This window comes from Salmonella sp. SAL04196 (assembly GCF_046550835.1).
Lineage (GTDB): Bacteria > Pseudomonadota > Gammaproteobacteria > Enterobacterales > Enterobacteriaceae > Salmonella > Salmonella enterica.
In genome coordinates this window covers 138,191-160,986 of record NZ_JBGDXE010000001.1, presented here as the reverse complement: position 1 = coordinate 160,986, position 22,796 = coordinate 138,191, and the positions used below count along the sequence as shown (strand labels likewise).

General features: G+C 51.6%; 19 protein-coding genes and 1 pseudogene. All 20 read right to left on the bottom strand.

Annotated elements, in window-relative coordinates; translation table 11 throughout:
• Window positions 1-13: 13 nt before the first annotated feature.
• The 20 genes and pseudogenes from rfbH to gmd all read right to left on the bottom strand — a co-directional run bounded on the left by rfbH (window position 14) and on the right by gmd (window position 22,783).
• Window positions 14-1,327: a lipopolysaccharide biosynthesis protein RfbH gene (gene rfbH, locus ACLJPE_RS00725; protein WP_023233205.1), complete on the bottom strand. Its 1,314-nt coding sequence runs from the start codon at window positions 1,325-1,327 to the stop codon at window positions 14-16.
• Between the two features lie 26 nt (window positions 1,328-1,353).
• A complete protein-coding gene (gene rfbG / locus ACLJPE_RS00720; protein ID WP_023233204.1) occupies window positions 1,354-2,433 on the bottom strand; it encodes a CDP-glucose 4,6-dehydratase in 1,080 nt (359 codons plus the stop codon).
• A gap of 4 nt (window positions 2,434-2,437) precedes the next feature.
• Window positions 2,438-3,211, bottom strand: a complete 774-nt coding sequence (rfbF, locus tag ACLJPE_RS00715) for a glucose-1-phosphate cytidylyltransferase (RefSeq protein ID WP_000648785.1) — start codon at window positions 3,209-3,211, stop codon at window positions 2,438-2,440.
• Window positions 3,208-4,201: pseudogene (locus tag ACLJPE_RS00710) on the bottom strand (CDP-6-deoxy-delta-3,4-glucoseen reductase). Before ACLJPE_RS00710 ends, rfbF begins: the two are co-directional and overlap by 4 nt.
• A 5-nt stretch (window positions 4,202-4,206) precedes the next feature.
• Entirely contained in the window at window positions 4,207-4,758 is a 552-nt protein-coding gene (gene rfbC / locus ACLJPE_RS00705; protein WP_000973709.1) for a dTDP-4-dehydrorhamnose 3,5-epimerase, read from the bottom strand.
• Complete coding sequence (gene rfbA / locus ACLJPE_RS00700) at window positions 4,759-5,637, bottom strand: glucose-1-phosphate thymidylyltransferase RfbA (RefSeq protein ID WP_015405859.1); 879 nt, start codon at window positions 5,635-5,637, stop codon at window positions 4,759-4,761. It abuts the gene before it with no gap.
• 47 nt (window positions 5,638-5,684) lie between these two features.
• Window positions 5,685-6,584 (bottom strand): dTDP-4-dehydrorhamnose reductase, encoded by a 900-nt coding sequence (gene rfbD, locus ACLJPE_RS00695; protein WP_015405858.1) that lies wholly within the window; start codon window positions 6,582-6,584, stop codon window positions 5,685-5,687.
• Window positions 6,584-7,669: a dTDP-glucose 4,6-dehydratase gene (gene rfbB, locus ACLJPE_RS00690; protein WP_000697846.1), complete on the bottom strand. Its 1,086-nt coding sequence runs from the start codon at window positions 7,667-7,669 to the stop codon at window positions 6,584-6,586. The genes rfbD and rfbB overlap by 1 nt, the downstream gene beginning before the upstream one ends.
• A gap of 376 nt (window positions 7,670-8,045) precedes the next feature.
• Window positions 8,046-8,939, bottom strand: coding sequence for a GalU regulator GalF (galF, locus tag ACLJPE_RS00685; RefSeq protein ID WP_000981469.1), 894 nt, complete (start codon window positions 8,937-8,939; stop codon window positions 8,046-8,048).
• A gap of 177 nt (window positions 8,940-9,116) precedes the next feature.
• Window positions 9,117-10,520, bottom strand: coding sequence for a colanic acid biosynthesis protein WcaM (gene wcaM, locus ACLJPE_RS00680; RefSeq protein ID WP_039513990.1), 1,404 nt, complete (start codon window positions 10,518-10,520; stop codon window positions 9,117-9,119).
• A 10-nt stretch (window positions 10,521-10,530) separates the two neighbouring features.
• The gene (wcaL, locus tag ACLJPE_RS00675) at window positions 10,531-11,751 is read right to left on the bottom strand and encodes a colanic acid biosynthesis glycosyltransferase WcaL (RefSeq protein ID WP_039513987.1); all 1,221 of its coding nucleotides are present in this window, start codon (window positions 11,749-11,751) and stop codon (window positions 10,531-10,533) included.
• A complete protein-coding gene (gene wcaK / locus ACLJPE_RS00670; RefSeq protein WP_039513985.1) occupies window positions 11,748-13,028 on the bottom strand; it encodes a colanic acid biosynthesis pyruvyl transferase WcaK in 1,281 nt (426 codons plus the stop codon). Before wcaK ends, wcaL begins: the two co-directional genes overlap by 4 nt.
• 21 nt (window positions 13,029-13,049) lie before the next feature.
• Window positions 13,050-14,528 carry a colanic acid undecaprenyl disphosphate flippase WzxC gene (wzxC, locus tag ACLJPE_RS00665; protein ID WP_000058681.1) on the bottom strand — a complete coding sequence of 493 codons (1,479 nt, stop codon included), beginning with the start codon at window positions 14,526-14,528 and terminating at the stop codon, window positions 13,050-13,052.
• 101 nt (window positions 14,529-14,629) lie between these two features.
• A complete protein-coding gene (gene wcaJ / locus ACLJPE_RS00660; RefSeq protein WP_000183163.1) occupies window positions 14,630-16,024 on the bottom strand; it encodes an undecaprenyl-phosphate glucose phosphotransferase in 1,395 nt (464 codons plus the stop codon).
• 53 nt (window positions 16,025-16,077) lie between these two features.
• Window positions 16,078-17,448, bottom strand: coding sequence for a colanic acid biosynthesis phosphomannomutase CpsG (gene cpsG, locus ACLJPE_RS00655; RefSeq protein WP_023231091.1), 1,371 nt, complete (start codon window positions 17,446-17,448; stop codon window positions 16,078-16,080).
• 110 nt (window positions 17,449-17,558) lie between these two features.
• Window positions 17,559-19,001, bottom strand: a complete 1,443-nt coding sequence (gene cpsB, locus ACLJPE_RS00650) for a mannose-1-phosphate guanyltransferase (RefSeq protein ID WP_000605943.1) — start codon at window positions 18,999-19,001, stop codon at window positions 17,559-17,561.
• Window positions 18,998-20,221 (bottom strand): colanic acid biosynthesis fucosyltransferase WcaI, encoded by a 1,224-nt coding sequence (gene wcaI / locus ACLJPE_RS00645; RefSeq protein WP_023233200.1) that lies wholly within the window; start codon window positions 20,219-20,221, stop codon window positions 18,998-19,000. Before wcaI ends, cpsB begins: the two co-directional genes overlap by 4 nt.
• Window positions 20,218-20,691 (bottom strand): GDP-mannose mannosyl hydrolase, encoded by a 474-nt coding sequence (locus tag ACLJPE_RS00640; RefSeq protein WP_001528436.1) that lies wholly within the window; start codon window positions 20,689-20,691, stop codon window positions 20,218-20,220. Before ACLJPE_RS00640 ends, wcaI begins: the two co-directional genes overlap by 4 nt.
• Before the next feature lie 2 nt (window positions 20,692-20,693).
• The gene (locus ACLJPE_RS00635; protein ID WP_001041701.1) at window positions 20,694-21,659 is read right to left on the bottom strand and encodes a GDP-L-fucose synthase family protein; all 966 of its coding nucleotides are present in this window, start codon (window positions 21,657-21,659) and stop codon (window positions 20,694-20,696) included.
• 2 nt (window positions 21,660-21,661) lie between these two features.
• A complete protein-coding gene (gene gmd, locus ACLJPE_RS00630; RefSeq protein ID WP_000048160.1) occupies window positions 21,662-22,783 on the bottom strand; it encodes a GDP-mannose 4,6-dehydratase in 1,122 nt (373 codons plus the stop codon).
• Between the last annotated feature and the right edge of the window lie 13 nt (window positions 22,784-22,796).

Sequence of the window (22,796 nt, the reverse complement as noted above, 5' to 3'; positions counted from 1 at the left end):
AGAATAGATTGAATTAGAAATTCAGACCAAAGAACTCTTCAAACTTGCTAACTACATAATCTAAATGCTCTGTAGTCAAGCCTGGATAAATACCAATCCAGAACGTTTGATTCATTATACGGTCGGTATTTGTCAACTCACCCACTACACGATATTTCACATTAGCAAAATACGGTTGGCGAATCAGATTTCCAGCAAACAGTAAACGTGTACCGATTTTTGCTTCATCAAGGAATTTCACCAGTTCGACACGGCTAACACCGCTAGTTTCTTTCAGGGTGATAGGGAAGCCAAACCACGATGGGTCTGATTTCTCTGTTGCTTCTGGTAATTCGAGGAATTCAGTGCAAGATTGCAAGCCCTGTTTCAGATAGGAAAAGTTAGCTTTACGCTGCTCTACAAACTCTTCTACGCGCTCCAACTGAGCCAGACCACATGCTGCCTGCATGTCCGTGATTTTGAGATTATATCCGAGGTGGGAATAAGTATATTTGTGATCATAGCCTTGAGGAAGAGATCCCAATTGCTGACCAAAACGTTTACCGCAGGTGTTATCGCATCCTGGCGCACAATAACAATCCCGGCCCCAGTCACGGAACGACTCAATAATTTTCTTCAGTTCACCTGACTTGGTGAATACAGCACCGCCTTCACCCATTGTGATATGGTGAGCCGGATAAAAACTAACGGTTCCGATGTCACCAAAGGTACCTACCATCTGGCCTTCATAAGTCGTCCCAAGGGCATCACAGCAGTCTTCAATCAACCATAAGTTATATTTATCGGCAATCCGACGAACTTCACTCAGGTTAAATGCATTACCGAGTGTATGAGCGATCATTATCGCTTTTGATTTCTCAGTAACTGCAGCTTCAATGAGAGAGGCATCGATATTATATGTCGGGATATCAACATCCACGAATACCGGTATTAAACCATTCTGGATCGCCGGGTTAACTGTAGTCGGGAAGCCAGCAGCGACAGTAATAACCTCATCACCAGGTTTGAGAGCACGCTCGCCTAATTTTGGGGAAGTCAGCGCAGTCAGTGCCAGCAAGTTTGCCGAAGAGCCAGATGTAGTCGTTAAAACATGAGGAACCCCAATAAATTCCCCAAGTTTTTTCTCAAAGGCATCATTGAAACGACCAGTAGTTAGCCATCCATCAAGAGACGCCTCAACCATCAATTGTAACTCTTTGGCACCAATAACCTTCCCGGAAGGAGGCACAACGCTTGTACCTGCAACAAAAGGTTTCGGGCTCAATGCCTCATTCGCATACTGAGCGACAAGCTGAGAGATTTGCTCACGCAGGTTATTTGCTGTCATTACTTTGATTCCTTAAACTTATTTTCTTAACGAGTAGTTGCAGACATATAGTCGCTGATTTCACGCTTTGAACAAATCAACATATCTTCGCCGCGAATCCATGCTTTATGCCATTTTACGATGCGACCAAGTGTTTCAGTCAATCCCCAACGCGGATGCCATCCTAATTGCATATTTGCTTTAGAGCAATCCAGTTTCAGGTAATGTGCCTCATGAAGATGATTCTCACCATCCAGTAACCAGCTTGAATCATCACCCCAAAGCGTGACCATCTTGTCAACAATAAATTCGACCGTCTTCGCATCTTCATCACGCGGGCCAAAATTCCATCCTTCAGAAAACTTAGCACCTTCTGTATATAAGCGTTGCGCCACCACAATGTAACCAGAAAGAGGCTCCAGTACATGCTGCCAGGGACGGATAGAATATGGGTTTCGAATAATAACCTGCTGGTTATTTTCAAATGAGCGCAGAATATCGGGAATTAAACGGTCTTTAGCCCAATCGCCTCCGCCTATGACATTACCAGCCCTCACAGACGCCAAACCAACGCCATGTTGCTCATAATTTGCAGGATTGAAGAATGAGTTCCGGAATGCAGACGCGACTAATTCTGCACAACCTTTACTATTAGAGTATGGATCGTACCCTCCCATGGGTTCGTTCTCACGATAGCCCCACACCCACTCACGATTGTCGTAGCACTTATCACTGGTGATATTTACGACTGCCTTTATGTTACCTACTTGCTTAACTGCTTCAAGCAAATGGACAGTACCCATAACATTTGTTGAGTATGTTTCGATTGGCTGTTCATAAGATAGGCGCACTAAAGGCTGGGCTGCCATATGGAAAACAATTTCTGGCTTAAATTCTGCAATAGAATTGCGCAGCTTTTCAAAATCACGAATATCGCCAATATGAGATTCCATAAGATCATTAAGACGCACTATCTCAAATAAACTTGGAACAGTTGGCGCATCAAGTGCATAGCCTTTTACAATTGCACCCATTTCAGTCAGCCATAGCGAAAGCCAGCTTCCTTTAAAGCCAGTATGGCCGGTAACGAATACACGTTTACCTTGCCAAAAATTTTTATCAATCATCTACTTACTCCCAGGTTTTCCACGGAGCTTTACCTTTTTCCCACAGCCCTTCGAGGTAAACTTTATCACGTAGGGTATCCATCGGCTGCCAGAAACCTGGGTGTTCAAAAGCCATTAACTCCCCCTGTTGTGCCAATGTCATTAATGGCTCTTGTTCCCAGGTTGTTGCATCGTTATCGATGAGATCGATAACCGATGGATTCAACACAAAGAAACCACCATTGATCATTGCCCCATCGCCTTTCGGTTTTTCCTGGAATGACCGGACCTGACCAGCTTGGATATCTAATGCACCAAAGCGTCCAGGTGGAAAAGTAGCTGTTAAAGTCGCTTTCTTACCGTGAGACTTATGGAAATCGATAGTCGCTTTGATATCAAGGTCGGCAACGCCATCACCATAAGTAAACAGGAAAGCCTCGTCATCTTTTACGTATTCAGCAACACGTTTCAGACGACCACCAGTCATTGAAGAATCACCCGTATCAACCAATGTGACATTCCATGGTTCAACACGTTTATGGTGAACTTCCATACGGTTTTCAGCCATATGGAATGTTACATCTGACATGTGAAGGAAGTAGTTCGCAAAATATTCTTTAATCACATATCCTTTATAACCACAGCAGATAATAAAATCCTTGATACCATGCACAGAGTACATTTTCATAATGTGCCAAAGAATAGGCTTGCCACCAATTTCTACCATCGGTTTTGGTTTTACAATTGTTTCTTCACTTAGTCTGGTGCCAAGTCCACCAGCCAGGATGACCGCTTTCATAAATTATCCTCAATATTATTTAGATGCGGTAAATGCATCAGAATAGAAATGTTCTACAGAGAGATTTTTCATCATAAAGTCCTTTTTACTGGCATCGATCATCACAGGTGAACCACATGCATATATATCGAAGAACTCTAGAGAATCAAAATCATCCATCACGGCATGATGGACAAATCCCTTTCTTCCCACCCATTCGGCGTCATCACCAGAAACAACAGGGATATAATGAACGTTCTCATGCTGTTCACTCCACTGCTGCGGTAATGCAGAGTAAAAATCTTTACTATCTTGCATTCCCCAGTAAATGTAGATCTCACGACGACATTTTCCCTGAATGAGATGCTCAACCATTGATTTAACTGGAGCGAATCCAGTACCGCCTGCAAGGAAGATTATAGGTCTGTCACTTTCGCGAATAAAAAATGTTCCGCAAGGCCCTTCAATGCGCATAAGAGTATTTTCTTGTAACTCCCCAAAAATGAGCGAACTCATCTGACCATTGGGAACATTCCTTACATGCAACTCAATACCATTCGACTCATCACTATTAGCGATAGAATAACTGCGAGTTACACCTTTATAATGTAAATTGACATACTGCCCTGGAAGGAAGCCAATTTTTGCTGTTGGTGGTGTGCGTAACTTCAAAGTCATAACATCGCCTGAAACCAGTACAGCACTATTTACCTTGCATGGGACAATTTTTTTTGTCTGTCCAGCTAGTTCAGGAAAAAAATGCGCATTTAGCTCAAGGGCGGTTTTAGGTTTACAGCAGCAGGTTAGTATTTTATCACCCTGTCCAAAAATATTACCTTTGGAGTCAACAACTTCTCCCGCCAACAAATCGGACTCACAGATACCACAATCACCCGCTTTGCAGCTATGTTCAAGATGGATGCCAGCCGATAGCGCAGCATCGAGGATTGATTCATCCTCTCTACCGGAAAATTCAATATTTGATGGAAAAATCTTAATAATATGGGACACGATGCTTACTCTGTTAACAAGGCTTGATGCAGTAAAGGTGCTGCAGCATCTTTTGCTGAAAGCTCAGGCAGCTGAGAAAAAGGCCATTCAATACCTATTGTCTCATCATTCCATAAAATGCTACCTTCCGATGAAGGTGAGTAATAATTAGTTGCTTTGTACAGAAACTCTGCATACTCACTAAGAGTAACAAAACCATGAGCAAAACCTTCTGGAATCCAAAGCTGTCGCTTATTCTCAGCAGATAGATTTACGCCAACCCATTGACCAAAAGTAGGCGATTCTTTTCGGATATCGACCGCAACATCAAAAACCTCACCGACAGCACAACGAACTAACTTCCCCTGTGCATTTTCTCCTCTCTGAAAATGTAGCCCTCTGAGTACGTTCTTTTTGGATTTTGAATGATTATCTTGAACAAATGTAACTTTACGTCCAATCAACTCTTCAAAGGTCTGCTGGTTATAACTTTCAAAAAAGAATCCCCTCTCATCGCCAAAAACTTTAGGCTCTAAGATCAAGACATCTGGTATTGCTGTTTTAATCACAATCATCACTTATAAACCTTTCACCATCTTCAGCAAATATTTGCCATAATCATTTTTTGATAATGGCCCGGCCAGTTCTATAACCTGTTGTGCATTTATAAAATTTTTACGAAATGCGATCTCTTCCGGGCAAGACACTTTCAGACCCTGGCGTTCTTCGATGGTTGCAATAAAATTACTGGCCTCTATCAAACTCTGATGCGTCCCTGTATCCAGCCAGGCATAACCGCGCCCCATCATGGCGACAGACAATCTTCCCTGATCCATATAGATACGGTTAATATCCGTGATTTCTAACTCACCGCGAGCGGAAGGCTTAAGATGTTTCGCCATCTCCACCACGCTATTATCATAAAAATACAGCCCCGTTACCGCGTAATTACTCTTCGGTTGTAACGGTTTTTCCTCCAGACTAACGGCTGTGCCACTTTGGTCAAACTCAACCACACCGTAGCGCTCCGGATCGTTTACATGATAAGCAAAGACGGTAGCACCACTTTCTTTATTAACGGCAGCTTCCATTAACTTTGGTAAATCATGACCATAGAAGATATTGTCACCCAGTACTAATGCACAATCATCATTACCAATGAACTCTTCACCAATAATAAACGCCTGTGCTAAGCCATCCGGGCTTGGCTGTACTTTATATTGAAGATTCAGCCCCCACTGGCTGCCGTCTCCCAGCAGTTGTTGAAAACGCGGCGTGTCCTGTGGCGTACTGATGATCAGGATATCCCGAATGCCTGCCAGCATAAGCGTGGAAAGGGGATAGTAAATCATCGGTTTATCATAAATTGGTAGCAATTGCTTACTTACCGCCATGGTCACCGGATAAAGACGGGTGCCGGAGCCCCCCGCTAAAATAATGCCCTTACGCGTTTTCATTTCCATTTCTCATTCATAGAAAATGCCCTGATGGGCATTTAAATTTATCAGATGGTTGTCGTCGTAAACATTTCAGTCAGCATGCGCTTAACTCCTAATTCCCATTGCGGCAGAATAAGGCCAAAATTACGCTGAAACTTTTCAGTATTGAGACGCGAATTTCCAGGTCTGCTCGCCGGCGTCGGGTAGGCGCTGGTCGGCACAGCATTAAGCTCAGTCAGCGCAAGCGTTATCCCTGCTTTGCGCGCCTCGTCAAAGACTAAGGCCGCGTAGTCATGCCAGGTTGTGGTTCCCCCGGCAACCACATGGTAAAGACCTGCGACTTCTGGTTTTTTTAACGCCACACGGATCGCATGAGCCGTGCAGTCAGCCAGTAATTCCGCACCGGTTGGCGCACCGTACTGATCGTTGATGACTGAAAGTGTCTGACGCTCTTTCGCCAGACGAAGCATTGTCTTTGCGAAATTATTGCCCTTACCTGCATAAACCCAACTGGTGCGGAAGATAAGATGCTTAGGGCAGTTATCCTGCAGGGCCTTTTCTCCCGCCAGTTTGGTCTTGCCATAGACATTCAGCGGCGACGTAGCGTCCGTTTCCTGCCATGGGATATCGCCGGTACCAGGAAATACATAATCGGTTGAATAATGCACTACCCATGCGCCAGTTTCGTTGGCTGCTTTAGCGATGGCTTCCACACTGGTGGCGTTAAGTAACTGCGCCAGTTCTGGTTCAGACTCTGCTTTATCTACTGCAGTATGGGCTGCTGCGTTAACAATCACATCGGGACGAAGCTTACGAACGGTTTCGGCAACGCCTTTCGGATTGCTAAAATCACCGCAAAACTCTTTTGAATGGACATCCAAGGCAATCAGATTCCCCACTGGTGCCAGAGAACGTTGCAACTCCCAGCCTACTTGCCCTGTCTTACCAAAAAGTAAGATATTCATTACTGGCGTCCTTCATAGTTCTGTTCTATCCAACTCTGATACGCCCCACTTTTAACATTGTTTACCCATTGAGTATTTGCAAGGTACCATTCCACTGTTTTACGAATACCGCTTTCAAAGGTCTCCAGCGGTTTCCAGCCTAATTCGCGGCTAATTTTACCTGCATCAATGGCATAACGACGATCATGGCCCGGACGATCCGCGACATAAGTGATTTGTTCACGATAAGAAGTCGCTTTGGGTACAATCTCATCCAGCAGATCACAGATGGTAAATACCACATCGAGATTTTTCTTCTCATTGTGTCCACCAATGTTATAAGTCTCCCCTGCCTTGCCTTCAGTCACTACCATATGAAGCGCGCGAGCATGATCTTCTACATATAGCCAATCGCGAATCTGATCCCCTTTGCCATAAATTGGCAAAGGCTTTCCTTCCAGTGCGTTCAAAATGACCAACGGAATCAGTTTTTCAGGGAAGTGATAAGGGCCATAGTTATTAGAACAATTGGTAACGATCGTTGGTAGACCATAGGTACGCCGCCAGGCACGGACTAAATGATCGCTGGATGCTTTTGACGCAGAATAGGGGCTACTTGGCGCATATGCCGTCGTTTCAGTAAATAACGGCAGCGTAACGCTGTTTTCAACTTCATCAGGATGCGGTAAATCGCCGTAAACTTCATCAGTGGAAATATGATGAAAACGAAAATTATTTTTTTTATCTTCGCCAAGCGCAGACCAGTATTTACGCGCAACTTCAAGAAGTACATAGGTGCCGACGATATTGGTTTCAATAAATGCTGCTGGCCCGGTAATCGAACGGTCCACATGACTTTCCGCAGCCAAATGCATCACCGCGTCCGGCTGGTACTGCTCAAAAATACGCGTTATTTCAGCGGAATCACAAATATCCGCGTGTTCAAAATTGTAGCGATTACTTTCAGAAATATCAGAAAGGGATTCAAGATTACCGGCGTAGGTTAATTTATCAATATTAACTACAGTGTCCTGTGTATTCTTAATAATATGGCGGACAACAGCTGATCCAATAAAACCTGCCCCACCAGTAATAAGTATCTTCACTTTTCTATTCCATAAGGCGTATTTAATGTGGTATTTAATTTGCCAATAAAAATTAATTGCTCAAGTCGTTACACACGCTACCGCCCCTGGCTCATCAGCTACCAGTGCACTGCGTACATATCGACTTGTTACAAACCTCGCCCAGCAGGGCAAAGCTCACTAAAACTTAAACGCTAATTGTCTTATTAATTGCATCCGGAAACAAGGATTAATCTTATAAAATCAGCATTAAAATGCTCCAGATAACCCCTTGTTACTTAAGCCCTTTATACAAAACTAAAACGGCAGTCAACACTCGTTTCAGCCAACTTGCCGCTTCGAATGTTCACTGCCGTTATTATGTTTATCACCAACCATTTATCACGGTTGTTAATACTTATTCATGCAAAAGCTGCTCTATGCTCTTACGGAACTTCGCTCCTTCTTTCAGGTTGCGCAGCCCGTACTTCACAAATGCCTGCATGTAGCCCATTTTTTTACCGCAGTCATAGCTGTCACCCGTCATTAGCATCGCGTCAACCGACTGTTTTTTCGCCAGTTCAGCAATGGCATCGGTGAGCTGGATGCGGCCCCAGGCGCCCGGTTCGGTTCTTTCCAGTTCCGCCCAGATGTCGGCTGAAAGCACATAACGGCCCACCGCCATCAGATCGGAATCCAGCGTCTGCGGCTGATCCGGTTTTTCGATAAACTCCACAATCCGGCTGACTTTGCCTTCATTATCCAGAGGTTCTTTCGTCTGGATAACGGAATACTCCGATAAATCACCTTTCATGCGTTTCGCCAGCACCTGGCTGCGACCCGTTTCATTGAAACGCGCCACCATCGCCGCAAGGTTATAGCGCAGCGGATCGGCGGTAGCATCATCAATAATAATATCCGGGAGTACCACAATGAAAGGGTTATCGCCCACAACCGGACGCGCGCACAGAATAGAGTGCCCCAGCCCTAACGGCTGCGCCTGGCGCACGTTCATAATCGTTACGCCCGGTGGGCAGATAGATTGCACTTCCGCCAAAAGCTGACGCTTAACGCGCTGCTCAAGAAGTGATTCAAGTTCATAAGAGGTGTCGAAGTGGTTCTCAACGGCGTTTTTAGACGCGTGAGTCACCAGTACGATTTCTTTGATCCCTGCAGCCACAATCTCATCGACAATGTACTGAATCATTGGCTTGTCGACGATCGGTAGCATCTCTTTTGGGATTGCCTTGGTGGCAGGCAACATATGCATACCCAAACCCGCTACCGGTATAACTGCTTTCAAATTCATCATTGTTTCTTCCACCTGTAAAATGGTTGCTGAATTATAGCTCTTTAGCTTGTTTTCGCCAGCATGAATTACTCTGCTGCCAGGGATAATGATGGCACGCTCTACATTACGTCTTAGTCGGCACCATAACATTAAGTATGAACAACTTTTTCCCAGGAATTTTCGTAAAAATAGTGGTACTTACCCTCCCCGCTTCGGCAGCGGAAAATTCACCGCTTCGACATTCACGGTTTGGTGATTAATCCTGTCGATATCCACGGAACTCTGCCCGTTTTCATTGATGGCATGAACATTAGCGAGGGAAAGCAGCGTGTCCTGGCGGGCCATAAATTGACCACGGACATCTTTACGCAAATCGAAATGCATTTTTAACGCCGGGCCAATCGCTGAAGTTTGCATCACGTTGATATTGCGCAGAAAGAGGTGCTGCGGTTGATTATGCAGTTCCAGCGTAGCACGCGTCATCCGTACATTGGTGATGGCGACAAAAGAGGGGGTGTTGCCGGAGGAAATTTGAATGCCGCGTAATTTATAAGCAACCTGGCGATTATCCAACCGAATAGCGTTTAATTTAAAGTTTTGCGGAATTGACAGGTATTTGCCTTTAACGACGCCATAGCCGATGAGCATCCCGGCACTATTTGTCATATCAATATTATCAATGACGAAATTATCACAGCCATAAATTGCGATCGTTGCGTTATCAATACCCGCCTTTTTACTGAAATCTGGCGTGATGTTTTTGGCTTTGACATTGCGAATGACGAAATGTTTGCCATTTTCTACGTGCACCAGCTGTCGGCAATCAGATCCGGTAATATTGGCCACCACAAAGTTTTTTACTGCCTGGTCTTCAGGATAACTATTGTCATAGGTGCTACCCGCCAGCCCGATGCCGATCCCCCAGTTGATTTTGCCATTGGTACAATCAATGCGTTCGATGACATGATCGGAAATCAGGATGTCGCGGTCGTGAATCGCGACATTCCACTCAATGGCGTCCCCCTGCAAATCGCTAAAGCGGCTATGCGTAATCCGCGCGCCGTCCATTTGGTTATGAAATCCCTGGCGGAGAATGGCGTAGTTGGCGTGGGTAACGGTGATGTCATCGATAATGAGATTACGCATCACCTGCGGTTCCTTACCGCCAATGAAAATTTGCGCGACGGGGCCAAAGCCGCTCATCGTCACGCCTTTAATCACACAGTCCGACCCGCGAACATCCAGCGTCACATTGTGCAGACTGCCGCCCTGCTCCCCCACCACCTGACACCCGTCCTGCAAAATAAACCGTCCCCGGCCATTCCCACGCACCGCGCCCTGTACCCGCAGCGTTTTTCCCGCCGGAATCGTTATCGCCGCATTGATATTTTCACACACCCATCCTGGCGGTACGACCACAGTCTGCCCGTCGGCGAAGGCCTGTTTGAACGAGGCGATACCGTCATCCGCCGGATAATCCTTAATATTGACGGTCTGGCGAGGTTCACGCGCCTGTACCGGCAAGGCGCGTAGAAAAGGAAGAACAGCAAGCGCGGAACCTGCCGTCAGGAGGGTACGTCGGGAGAATTTAGTCGTGGGCATACCACCTCGTTTATATCGTTTGTAGCAGGCTGGCTAACTGGCGATTAATCGCCTGCTGATTAAAATCTTGCGCCACTTTTTCACGGGCGCGCGTGATCACCGACTCCAGCGTGTCGTGGTCAATCCGGCTGAACTCAGCGAGTCGGGCCGCCAGCGCCTGCGCATCGTTTTCCGGCACCAGCCAGCCGGATTTGCCGGCCTCCACCAGTTCCGGAATGCCGCTATGCACGGTAGACACCACGGGAATCCCCACCGCCATCGCCTCCATCAGCGCCACCGGAATACCTTCCATATCGCCATCCGTACCGGTAATCGACGGCAGCAAAAAAACATCGGCGTCATCCAGCATCGCCTTCACTTCATGGCTCGGTTTAAACCCCGGCATCTCAATGACATCCTCTAGCTGATACTGCTCGATGAGCGTGCGCAGCCGACGTTCCCACGGGCCAATCCCCAGAATGCGGTAGCGAAACGCCACGCCCTGCGCTTTCAGTTGCCGACAGGCTTCAATCGCCACATGCAGGCCTTTTTTCTCGGTCAGGCGCGCGACGGAAATCATCTCCAGCGGCATCCCTGGCGCTTTCACCGGACGATGGGTAAAACGCGTCATGTCGACGCCCATGCGCGAAACGGCAATCTTTTCCGGCGGGCAGCCCATACTTTTCAGGCGACCGGCCCACAGATCGCTGATGGGCAGCATCAGATCGCCACGACGAAACAACTGCTGATACTCCGGCGTGTAATGCCTGAGCACCTCGCGGCTGGAGATATCAATCCCGTGGAAAATAGTCGCGATTTTGCCGCGAAGCACGCCCAGTTCGCGTAGTTTGGCCGCCGTCACGCCCGCCGGACCAAAGTGCGCAATGAACACATCCGCCACAAAAGGCTGGCTCACCTGCGCGCAAATTGTGGAAAGGATCAAATTGCGTGATTCATCGCCATAGCGGGTAAAATTGAGCGCTTTCCAGGTCGCCGCCCGATGCAGCCCCGGCAGCGTTTTACATGCCCGGTAGCGCAGTTTCGCCAGCCGTCCCTGAGGCTCATCCTGTAACCAGCGGGTTTTCGCCGCCAGGCCATACTTCTCCCAGGCGGCGTGAGTATGTTGGGTATCGCCTTTTTGTAACGCGACAATCTCCACCTCATGGCCCATATCAATAAACGCAGTAATCTGATTCAGCACAAAGGTTTCCGATGAGAGTGGAAATTTCAGCAGAAAAAAGCTGACTTTCATTGTTCCTCCCGAATTCTGTCGAGAACGGATTTGATCATCGTGAACCCTTTCGCCCGCTCCTCGGTAACGGCGTTAGCCACTTTTGCCTTTAGCGCAGGCAATTGATTGAGCGTATCGGCCACCACGCTTTGTAATGAACCGTTCAGCAAGTGACGGATATCGATGGCCAATTCCGCCAGGCCTAGCTGCTGCATAATCCCGGCGGATTTATGTTCATAATTAATGGCGATGGCGGGTGTGCCAAAATTCATGGAGATAATGGCGGAATGCAGGCGCGTCCCGATGGTCAGTACGCAGGAGGCGAGGATCTTTCCGATTTCCACGTCATTGAGTTCGTCCATCGCGATATGGAAATGTTCTGAGTCGTTTACATACTTCGCCATCCGTAACGCAACCATCCGGTCATCGCGGTTATAGCGATCGATACTGGTGCAGGTCGACAGCGCCAGTACCTGATAACCGTCCGCAATCAGGCGATTCACGACCTGGGCAAATGCCTGCTCATAGGCATGCTGAGTGGTGCCCAGGCGTTTATCAAACGGCTCCAGATCGCGCAACGTAATCGCGACGGTTTTGCGGCGCGCGGTGACGTCCAGCCAGTGCTGCACAGCATAACTGGCGACAAACTCGTCGTGACGGCGTTCGACTAACCAGGCAGTATCCACCCCCTGCTCCACTTTCCGGGTATCGATCTGCGCGGCGGTCATTAGATCACGGCTGACGGTTTCACGCAGGATCAGCGCACTGGTGCGCCCAAAAACATAATTGGCGAGCTGGTTAAAGTCAGGGTTCTGGAAAGGGCCGACGCTATGTCCCACCATATAAATTGGTTTGTTCGCCATAAACGCGCACAGCGGATATTCAAAGTGAGTCAAACCGTATAAGTCGACATAGTTTGAACCGCCCACCTGAATGACGGCGTCATACTGCGCAATAAATTGCGCGAATTCGGCAAATTCCGGCGCGATAGCAAAATTACGCAGCGATCCTTCCTGGGCGACTTTAGACAATAAAATTTTATGCTGAAAACGACGGCGTAATACTTTTTTCACCCGACCGTTAAGCCCTGCCGCCGCCTGCTGTTTCTGGCTTAACTGATACAGCGGGTCGGCAATAATCGGGCGCCCCTGCAACCAGGCGGAACTCACCGGGAAACGGCTCATCACATCCATCTCCGCCTCTGGCGCCTGTTGACGGATGGCATCAAGCAAACCGCGCATAATGGCGCTATCACCACGGTTGCCGCATGTGTGGTTGCCTAAAATTAATAATTTCATAAATAGCCTCTTATATCCCCGTCATCCGACACGTAATAACTTTTTCAGTTTTGCACTGCCAACAAGCTGATTTTTAATTTCCATCACCAGCGCATTGCGTGAAAAAATAATCATTAAAATAAAACTCAAAATACCGACCATAACCTGTAGCGCGAATACCCCCGACAACGGTAAATAGCCGTCGACCAACTTTCCTGCGCCGTAGCTGGTAATAAATGTTGGCAATGAGAGATAAAACGGTAGCCACAAGCTGAGAATATACTGACGATAGCTGGAGCCGAGTACCGGCTTAATCATCACGAAATAGCTCAGAATGGTGTTGATGATTTGCACCACCAGGAACCCCAGCGTCACGCCAATCGCCCCCGCCAGATGGCCGCCAATGAGAATTGCCGGGATAAACAGAAACGTTTTAAAGACGTTGAATTTAAAGCTGATATCCACGCGCGCTTTCGCCATCAGCAGCGAACCAATCGGGTTGCCGACCGAGCGCAACAGCCCCACCACGCACAGCAATTGCAGGATCGGGATAATGCTGTTCCACTTCTCGCCAAACACTAACGGCACAAAATTGTTCGCCACTACCATCAGACCCAGCAGCGCGGGAAAATTGATAATTCCCACCACGGAAAGCAACTTATAGAAGTTGACGCGCAGCTTCTCGGTATCGTCCTGGATTTTGGCGAATGCCGGAAATAGCACGCGAGTAATGATGGGGTTAAGCTTCGCCGGCGGCACAACCGCCACGTTGTACGCGAGGTTATATCCCCCGGCGACGCTTGCGCCGAGAATTCTCGCCAGTACCAGCGTCGATAAATTCGTGTTGATGTAATTGACGATACTGTCCGCCGTCAGCCACGCGCCAAAACGCAGGTTCGTGGACACCGATGCCAGCGAAAAATGCAGCCCCGGACGGTAAATCTTGCGGCCAAAGTAACCAAAGAGCAGCGTTCGCACCGCGCTGTTCACCAGATAGCCGAGAATCGCGGTTAACGCCAGCGGCCAGTAATGGGCGCTAATCACCGTAAAGGTGAACCCCGCCAGCACGGAGGTCGTTTCGATCATGCCGATCTTATTGAACTCCAGCTCTTTTTGCATCAGCGCGCGGAACTGCTGCCCGTGAGGGATCACGATAAACGCCAGCGACAACGTTTTGATTAACGGCGCGAGATCCGGGTTATGCAAAACATGGGCAATCGCATCGCTCAGCCAAAAGACCACCGCAAATACCACAATCCCAAGCCCAACGTTTAGCCAGTAGAGCGTGGTCAGCTCCAGATGCCCAATCGTTTTACGCTGGATAATCGAGTTCGCGATGCCAAAGTCCGAGATCGTGTCGGCCAGCGCGATGATCACCAGCGAGACGGTCAACAGGCCAAACTGGTGGTTGTCGATGATCCGCGCCAGCACCGTCATCTGAATTAACCCCAGACCGATAATCACTATCGTGGCGATAGCCGACCATTTAGCGCCGCTGATCGTTTTTTGTCGTAAACTCATTCTTTTCTCCAGAACCTGTTCACAAGGCGTCATTGGCGCAGCCAGATTGAGCACTGCCCTGGTGCAATATGGCAAGTAAAATAGCCTTGTGGGTCAGGTTCTTAATACGCCGCTTTATTAACAAACCCTTTAAAAATCGTCAGAAAAACGATTTTGATATCGAACCAAATACTCCATTCGCGGATGTATTCCAGGTCGAATTCCACGCGTTTTTCCATTTTCTCCAGCGTATCGGTCTCACCGCGCCAGCCATTAATTTGCGCCCAGCCGGTGATGCCCGGCTTCATCTTGTGGCGTAGCATGTAACCTTCAATCAACTGACGATACTGTTCGTTGTGCGCCACCGCGTGAGGACGAGGACCGACGATGGACATCCCGCCAGTTAATACGTTGATAAACTGCGGCAATTCATCCAGCGAGGTACGACGCAAAAAGTTACCTACCCGGGTGACGCGCGGATCGTTTTGCGTCGCCTGGGTAACGACCTTATCGTTCTCCATCACCTTCATTGAGCGGAACTTCCAGACTTTGATCGGCTTGCCGTCCATCCCGTAGCGCGTCTGACGGAAAATCACCGGCCCGGGCGAGCTCAATTTGACCGCCAGCGCAATGCAGCACAGTACCGGTGAGATGAGCAGCAGAATCAGCGACGCCAGCACGATATCCTCTGCCCGTTTAAGCAGACGGTTAATCCCTGACAGCGGCGTGTCATACAGCGGAACGACAGGAACGCCGCTCATCTCCTCCACGCGCGAGTGGAGAATATTAAAGGTGAACACATCGGGAATAAGGATCACCGAGCAGGTGGTGTCGGCCAGCTCGCGCACCAGTTTTTTCACCATGGCGCCGTCGCTCATCGACATGGCGATATAAACATTGTGAATTCGCGAGGCTTTCGCATCGTCAATTAACTGCTCGAAGTTCCCGGCCCAGTCAGCAGAGACGCCGCCCGGTTTGGGATCGTGATAGACGCCCACCACCTCAAAACCCAGCCACGGCTCATTACGGAAACTATCCAGCAACGCCTGGCCCGCAGGCAAATCTCCGGCGACGGCGACCCGGCGAGTGTTATAACCACGATTGCGTAGCCAGCCCGCGCCGAAACGAATAAATGAACGGCATAACACTAAGCCCAGGCTGGACAGCGCATACCAGGCCAGCCAGGTGGCGAGGCGGTTGTCAAAGTCATCATTAAACGCCACCAGACCGGCGCTGAAGATCAGGCTCAGCGTCCAGTTTTGCAGTAACAGCGTTAACTCTGTCGACATTTTGACGCCGCGCCAGGAGCGATAAAAATCGGTCATCCCGCCCAGCATTTGAAAAACAACCAGCGTAATCAGCGCCACCAACAGGTGCATGTACAGGAATGGCAGTCCACTGACTTCACAGATGAACCACAGCCCGCCAAACATGATGGTGATATCTGAAAAGCGTTGCACCATAGAGATTAACGATGCATTGGTTTTGGCTCGTTCGCGCTTTTTTAGATTTGTCATCGTTGTTCCTGTGATTGGCCCCTTACCCGCAGGCGGTAAGGGGAGATCTGACGTTACTGATTCAGCAGCGCCAGCAGAGTGCGTGTTCGCGCTTCCATCAGCGGAATATCGCCGCGTGATTCCACATTCAGGCGCACCACCGGCTCGGTGTTTGACGAGCGCAGGTTGAAACGCCAGTCCGGGAATGACATGCTGAGACCGTCCGTGCGGTCCACTGCCTGCGCCTCTTCCGCGAAGTGCGCTTCCACCCGCGCGATGGCCGCCGCCGGCTCCGCCAGCCTGCTGTTGATTTCCCCGCTCGCCGGGAACGCCGCCATCCGGTCGCGGACCAGCTCACCCAGCGACTGCCCCTTCAGGCACACCAGCTCCGCCACCAGCAGCCACGGGATCATCCCGCTGTCGCAGTAGGCAAAATCACGAAAATAGTGATGCGCGCTCATTTCCCCGCCATAAATGGCATCCTCCGTACGCATCCGCTCCTTGATAAAGGCATGTCCGGTTTTTGACATCACCGGCGTCCCGCCCGCCGCCGTCACCACTGCCTCCGTGTTCCAGGTCAGGCGCGGGTCGTGGATAATCTTCGCCCCCGGGTGTTTTTCCAGAAACGCTTCCGCCAGCAGCCCGACGATGTAGTACCCCTCGATAAACTGCCCTTTCTCATCGAACAGGAAGCAGCGGTCGAAGTCGCCGTCAAAGGCGATGCCCATGTCCGCCCCGTGCTCAATAACGGCCTTGCGGGTGTCGTCGCGACACTCCGGCAGCAACGGGTTGGGAATGCCGTTCGGGAAGGTGCCGTCCGGGGTGTTGTGGATTTTGATGAACTCCACCGGCGCGCCCAGCGCCTTCAGGCGCGCTTCGATGGCGTCAATGACCGGCCCCGCCGCGCCGTTGCCGGAATTCACCACCAGCTTCAGCGGGGTGAGATTGTTGACGCTGATATAGCCGAGCAGGTGGTCGATGTAGGCGTCGCGCAGGCTGATTTGTCTGTAGCTGCCGCGCGCGGCCTCGTTCACCGGCGGGAAGTCGCCCGCTTCCGCCAGACGCTGAACGTCGCGCAGACCGGTGTCGCCGCTTATCGGGCGGGCGCCCTCGCGTACCAGCTTCATGCCGTTGTAGTCCATCGGGTTATGGCTGGCGGTCACCTCAATACCGCCGTCCACGCCGAGGTGGAAGGTGGCGAAGTAAATCTCTTCGGTGCCGGACATACCGATATCCAGCACGTCGACGCCCGCGTCCTGTAACCCTTTCGCCAACGCCAGCTTCAGCGCCTCGCTGGTCAGGCGCACGTCGCCGCCCAGCACGATGGTTTTCGGTTTTAAATATTCGCCGTAAGCGCGACCAATCCGCCACGCGATATCTTCATTGAGCTCTTCGCCCAGCCTGCCGCGAATGTCGTAGGCCTTGAAACAGGTTAATTTTGTCATGTTCTTACCCTTCTTCAGGCAACAGTTAGCCCTGACCGTAAATGGCCAACATCGTTATTGTTGTTCATTGCCGGATGGCGCGTTGCGCTTACCGGGCACCATTGCAGGCGTCAGACCCGCCCGTAACGGTCCTCGAACCGCACCACGTCGTCCTCTTCGAGATACGAGCCGGAACGCACTTCAATTAAATCGAGCGGTATTTTTCCCGGATTTTCCAGGCAGTGAGTCGCCCCCAGCGGAATATAGATGGACTCGTTTTCACCGAGCAGCTTAACCTCGCCGTTGATGGTGACTCTGGCGGTCCCCGCCACCACCACCCAGTGCTCGGCGCGGTGATGGTGCATCTGCACCGACAGTCCTTCCCCCGGCTTGACGGTAATGCGCTTCACCTGATAGCGCTCGCCCGCGTCGATGGAGTCGTATTTGCCCCACGGGCGGTAAACCTCGCGGTGCATGTGGTGCTCATGGCGTCCGTCGGCCTTGATCTTCTCCACCACCTTTTTCACGTCCTGCACCGCGTGGCGATCGGCAATCAGCACGGCGTCTTTGGTCTGCACCACCACCAGATCCTTCACGCCGACGGTGGTCACCAGGCCGGATTCGGCGTAAACGTAGCTGTTTTCCGTTTTATGGCTGATGACGTCGCCGTGGTGGACGTTTCCCTCCGGGGTGTGGGCGCTGATTTCCCACAGCGAGGACCACGAGCCGACATCGCTCCAGCCCGCGTCCATTGGCATCACCACCGCGTCCGCCGTCCGCTCCATCACCGCGTAGTCAATGGACTCTTCCGGACAGGCGAGGAAGGCCTCTTCATCCACACGAATGAAGTCAAGATCCGGATCGACGCCGCGCATCGCCTGTTCACAGGCGGCCAGAATATCGGGGCGGAACTTTTTCAGCTCTTCCAGATAGCGTCCGGCGCGGAACAGAAACATGCCGCTGTTCCAGTAGTAATCGCCGCTGGCGACGTAGGCCTGAGCGGTTTCCAGCCCCGGCTTCTCAACGAACTGCGCCACCTCAAAAGCCACCGCATCCGTCGCGCCCGGCACGACATCACCGCGCCGGATATAGCCATAGCCGGTTTCCGGCAGATCCGGCACGATACCGAAGGTCACCAGTTTGCCCGCGTCGGCATAGGGCATGGCGTCGCGCACCGCGTCGCGGAAGGCCTCTTCATTGGCGATCGCATGATCCGCCGCCAGTACCAGCATCAGCGGATCGCAGTCCGTATGCTGGCGCGTCGCCGCCAGCGCCGCCAGCGCAATCGCCGGCGCGGTATTGCGCCCGGCGGGCTCAAGAATAATGTTCTCCGTCAGCTTATTGAGCTGGCGGAGCTGTTCGGCAACGATAAAACGGTGCTGTTCGTTGCAGATAACCACCGGGCTTTCGCACTCCACGCCGTTCAGACGGCAAATGGTGGTTTGCAGCATGGTGAGATCGCCTTTCAGGCACAGAAACTGTTTTGGATAAAGCACGCGAGAAAGCGGCCACAATCGGCTACCGGAGCCACCGGCCATCACAACCGGGTAAAGTTTTGTCTGACGCATTATCATCCCCGAATATCTGCAATAAATTGGCGTAGCACGTTCTCTTTATTGAGCGTGCGTTCGGCGTATTCACGTGCCGTCGTGTTGTTTTTCGGCATGGCGAGCGCCTGGCTAATCCCGTTAACCAGCGCGTCGGTCGACTCCGGTTCCACGCAAACGGCGATGCCCGGATAACGCGCGCAAAGTTGTCCTAATTCGGTGTGCGGCTCAGCGGTAATCACCGCATTACCGCCAACCGCCAGAATGTTAGTCAGCTTGGAGGGCAGTACCGCATCCGCCGCGCCGCGCTTTTGCACCACCAGATGGCAGTCGCCCATTTTCAGCAGCGCGGGTAAGACGTCGTAAGGCTGCAGCGGGAGGAATTTAATATTTGGCAGGCTGCGTTCGCGGGCCATGTTCTCCAGCCGCGCCTTGCCGCCCCCCTGGCCGACAATCGCAAAAATCAACGGTCGATCGCGTAATCGTTCCGCGGCGTCAATTACCTTTTCCAGCCCTTGCTTTTCGCCGATATTGCCGGAATAGAGCACAATTTTTTTGCCCTCTGGCAAGCCAAGCTGCTGACGCAAAGCCGTCACGTCAGCGTCATTAACGTCCTGAAAGCGCGCCACTTCCGACCAGTTCGGAAAAAAGAGGATTTTTTCCGCCGCGACGCCCTTTTCCCGCGCTTTATTCATCATGGAGCGAGAAATGGTCGAAACATTATCAACGTTACGCAGCGCGCTGCGTTCAAAGGCCGTCGCTAACCGCGCTACGCTGCCGCGCTTGCCTTTTCCCGCCATTCCTAAGCCGAGCATGGCGTCCACTTCGTAATCCTGAATATGCAGTACGGTACGCGCGCCGGAGAGTGTCGCCAGCAGGCGCATTCCCGGCGTACAAAAGAGCGTCGGTACAACGCCGATAATCCGATCCGGCTTCCAGCGACGCTGCGCCATCAGTGGGAAAAAACTGCTCAATGCAAAGCTCCCCAGATGAAGCAACCGTTTTAAGGTGGAGGGCTGTTTCGGCACATACAGCGGGCAGCGCCAGACGGTAGCCTCGCCCTCTTCCCGGCGATAGCGCCAGGCGGAATAGCGCTCGCCGACCTTCCACTGCGGGTAGTACGGCGGCGCAGTAATGACCCGCACCTCATGGCCTTCCCGCGCCATCCACGCCACCATTTCGCCGGTATATTTGCCGATACCGGTCAGTTCCGGCGAATAGTTAATGCCATAGACCAGGATCTTCATAGGCCCACCGCCGGCGCGTCAGGAAGGAAGTAGGCCCGACTGTTCTCATGAACATTATCGCCTGCCAGAAGCTGTTCCGGCGTCAGCCAGCGGTAACTGCCATGCTGGGCGTCAGGCAGGCGTAAATCGCTCTCCGTCACGCGCAGACGAAAGCCGAGCACGATGTAGTGAGTTGAAAAATCCTCACCGGAAAAGTTGTCGTCATAGAAGTGCTGCCAGACGCCATAAAACGTCCCTGCCGCCAGCGGCAGACGCACGCCCAGTTCCGCCTGCGTCAGGCGTGCAAAGGCGGCCTCCAGCGTTTCGTCTTTGCACACCCGCCCCCCCGGCACAAACCAGTAGCCCTGCGCCGGACGGTTGAGACGCTGGCCCAGTAAAATTTCCCCCTGGCCGTTTTCCACAATGAAATCGAGGGAGATGAGGGGCGTGGTCCGCACCACGGCGGCGAAATCTTCCTGACGTAAAAACATTGTCACCCCCGGAACCGTTGCTGATTCTCAAGGAACCACTGGTAAGTACCGGCAAGCCCTGCCTCCAGTGAAATTTCGTGATACCAGCCAAGCTGATGCAGGCGCGTGACGTCGAGCAATTTACGCGGCGTGCCGTCCGGCTTCGCGGCGTCGAACACCACCCGGCCCTGGTAACCCACCACCTTTGCGATGGTCTGTGCCAGTTCGCGGATGGTGCAGTCCACGCCAGTGCCGACGTTAATGTGCGACAGCATCGGGGCGGTGTTCTCCTGCCACACTTCGCGCGCCAGCTCCATCACGTGAATACTGGCCGCCGCCATATCGTCAACATGCAGAAATTCGCGCATCGGCGTGCCGCTGCCCCACACCACCACCTCCGGCGCATGGCTCTGCGCAGCCTCATGAAAGCGGCGCAGCAGCGCCGGGATCACATGTGAATTGTCCGGATGGAAATTGTCATGCGGGCCGTACAGGTTGGTCGGCATCACCGAACGGTAGTCGCGACCGTACTGCCGGTTGTAGGACTCGCACAGTTTAATCCCGGCGATCTTGGCGATGGCATACGGCTCGTTGGTCGGCTCCAGCGTTCCCTGCAGCAGCTCGCTTTCCGCCATCGGCTGCCTTGCCAGTTTCGGATAGATACAGGACGAACCGAGAAACAGCAGTTTGTTCACGTTGTGCAGGTGCGCGGCGTGAATAATGTTGCTCTCTATCATCATGTTTTCATAAATAAAATCCGCCGGATACGTGTTGTTGGCGACAATGCCGCCCACTTTCGCCGCCGCCAGATAAACCTGGTCGATACCCGCCCCGGCAAAGAACGCCTGTACCGCGCGCCCGTCGAGCAGATCCAGCTCATCGCGGGTGCGCAGCACCAGTTCCACGTCGCCGCGCTGCGCAAGCTGCCGTACAATGGCGGAGCCCACCATCCCGCGATGGCCCGCCACAAAAATTCGTTGCTTATTCATTCTCAGGACTCCAGCGCGATGGCCACCTCGTAACCGTGAGATTTCAGCAGTGAGTGTTTTTTCGCGGCCTCCAGATCGTTCGCCACCATTTCGGAGACCATCTCCGACAGGGTGATTTCCGGTTTCCAGCCCAGTTTCTCATGCGCTTTGGACGGGTCGCCCAGCAGGGTTTCCACTTCCGCCGGACGGAAATAACGCGGATCAACGGCCACAATCACATCGCCCGGTTTCACGCCCGGCGCATCGTGTCCGGTAACGGATACCACGATCCCTTTTTCATTAATGCCTTCGCCTTCAAAGCGCAGTTTTATCCCCAGTTGCGCCGCCGCCAGCTCCACAAACTGGCGTACGGAATACTGCACGCCGGTGGCAATCACGAAATCTTCCGGCTGCTCCTGCTGTAACATCATCCACTGCATTCGCACGTAATCTTTCGCATGACCCCAGTCGCGCAGCGAGTCCATGTTGCCGAGATACAGGCAGGACTCCAGTCCCTGGGCGATATTGGCGATGGCGCGGGTGATCTTACGGGTGACGAAGGTTTCGCCGCGACGCGGGGACTCGTGGTTAAACAGAATGCCGTTACAGGCGTAAATACCGTAGGATTCACGGTAGTTGACGGTGATCCAGTAGGCGTACAGTTTCGCTACCGCATAGGGGGAACGCGGGTAGAACGGCGTGGTCTCTTTCTGCGGAATTTCCTGCACCAGACCGTACAGTTCAGAGGTGGAGGCCTGGTAGAACCGCGTTTTCTTTTCAAGACCGAGGAAGCGAATCGCCTCCAGCAGGCGCAGCGTGCCCATCGCATCCACATCGGCGGTATATTCCGGCGACTCAAACGACACCGCCACGTGGCTCATCGCGCCCAGGTTGTAGACCTCGTCCGGCTGCACTTCCTGTAAAATGCGGGTCAGGTTGGAGGCGTCGGTCAGGTCGCCATAATGCAGATGAAATTTCGGGTTGCAGCTGTGCGGGTCCTGATAAATATGGTCCACGCGCTCGGTATTAAACGATGACGCGCGGCGCTTGATACCATGCACCTCATACCCTTTTTCCAGCAGAAATTCTGCCAGGTAAGACCCATCCTGTCCGGTTACGCCAGTAATGAGAGCGACTTTTGACATTTTCATTTCCTCA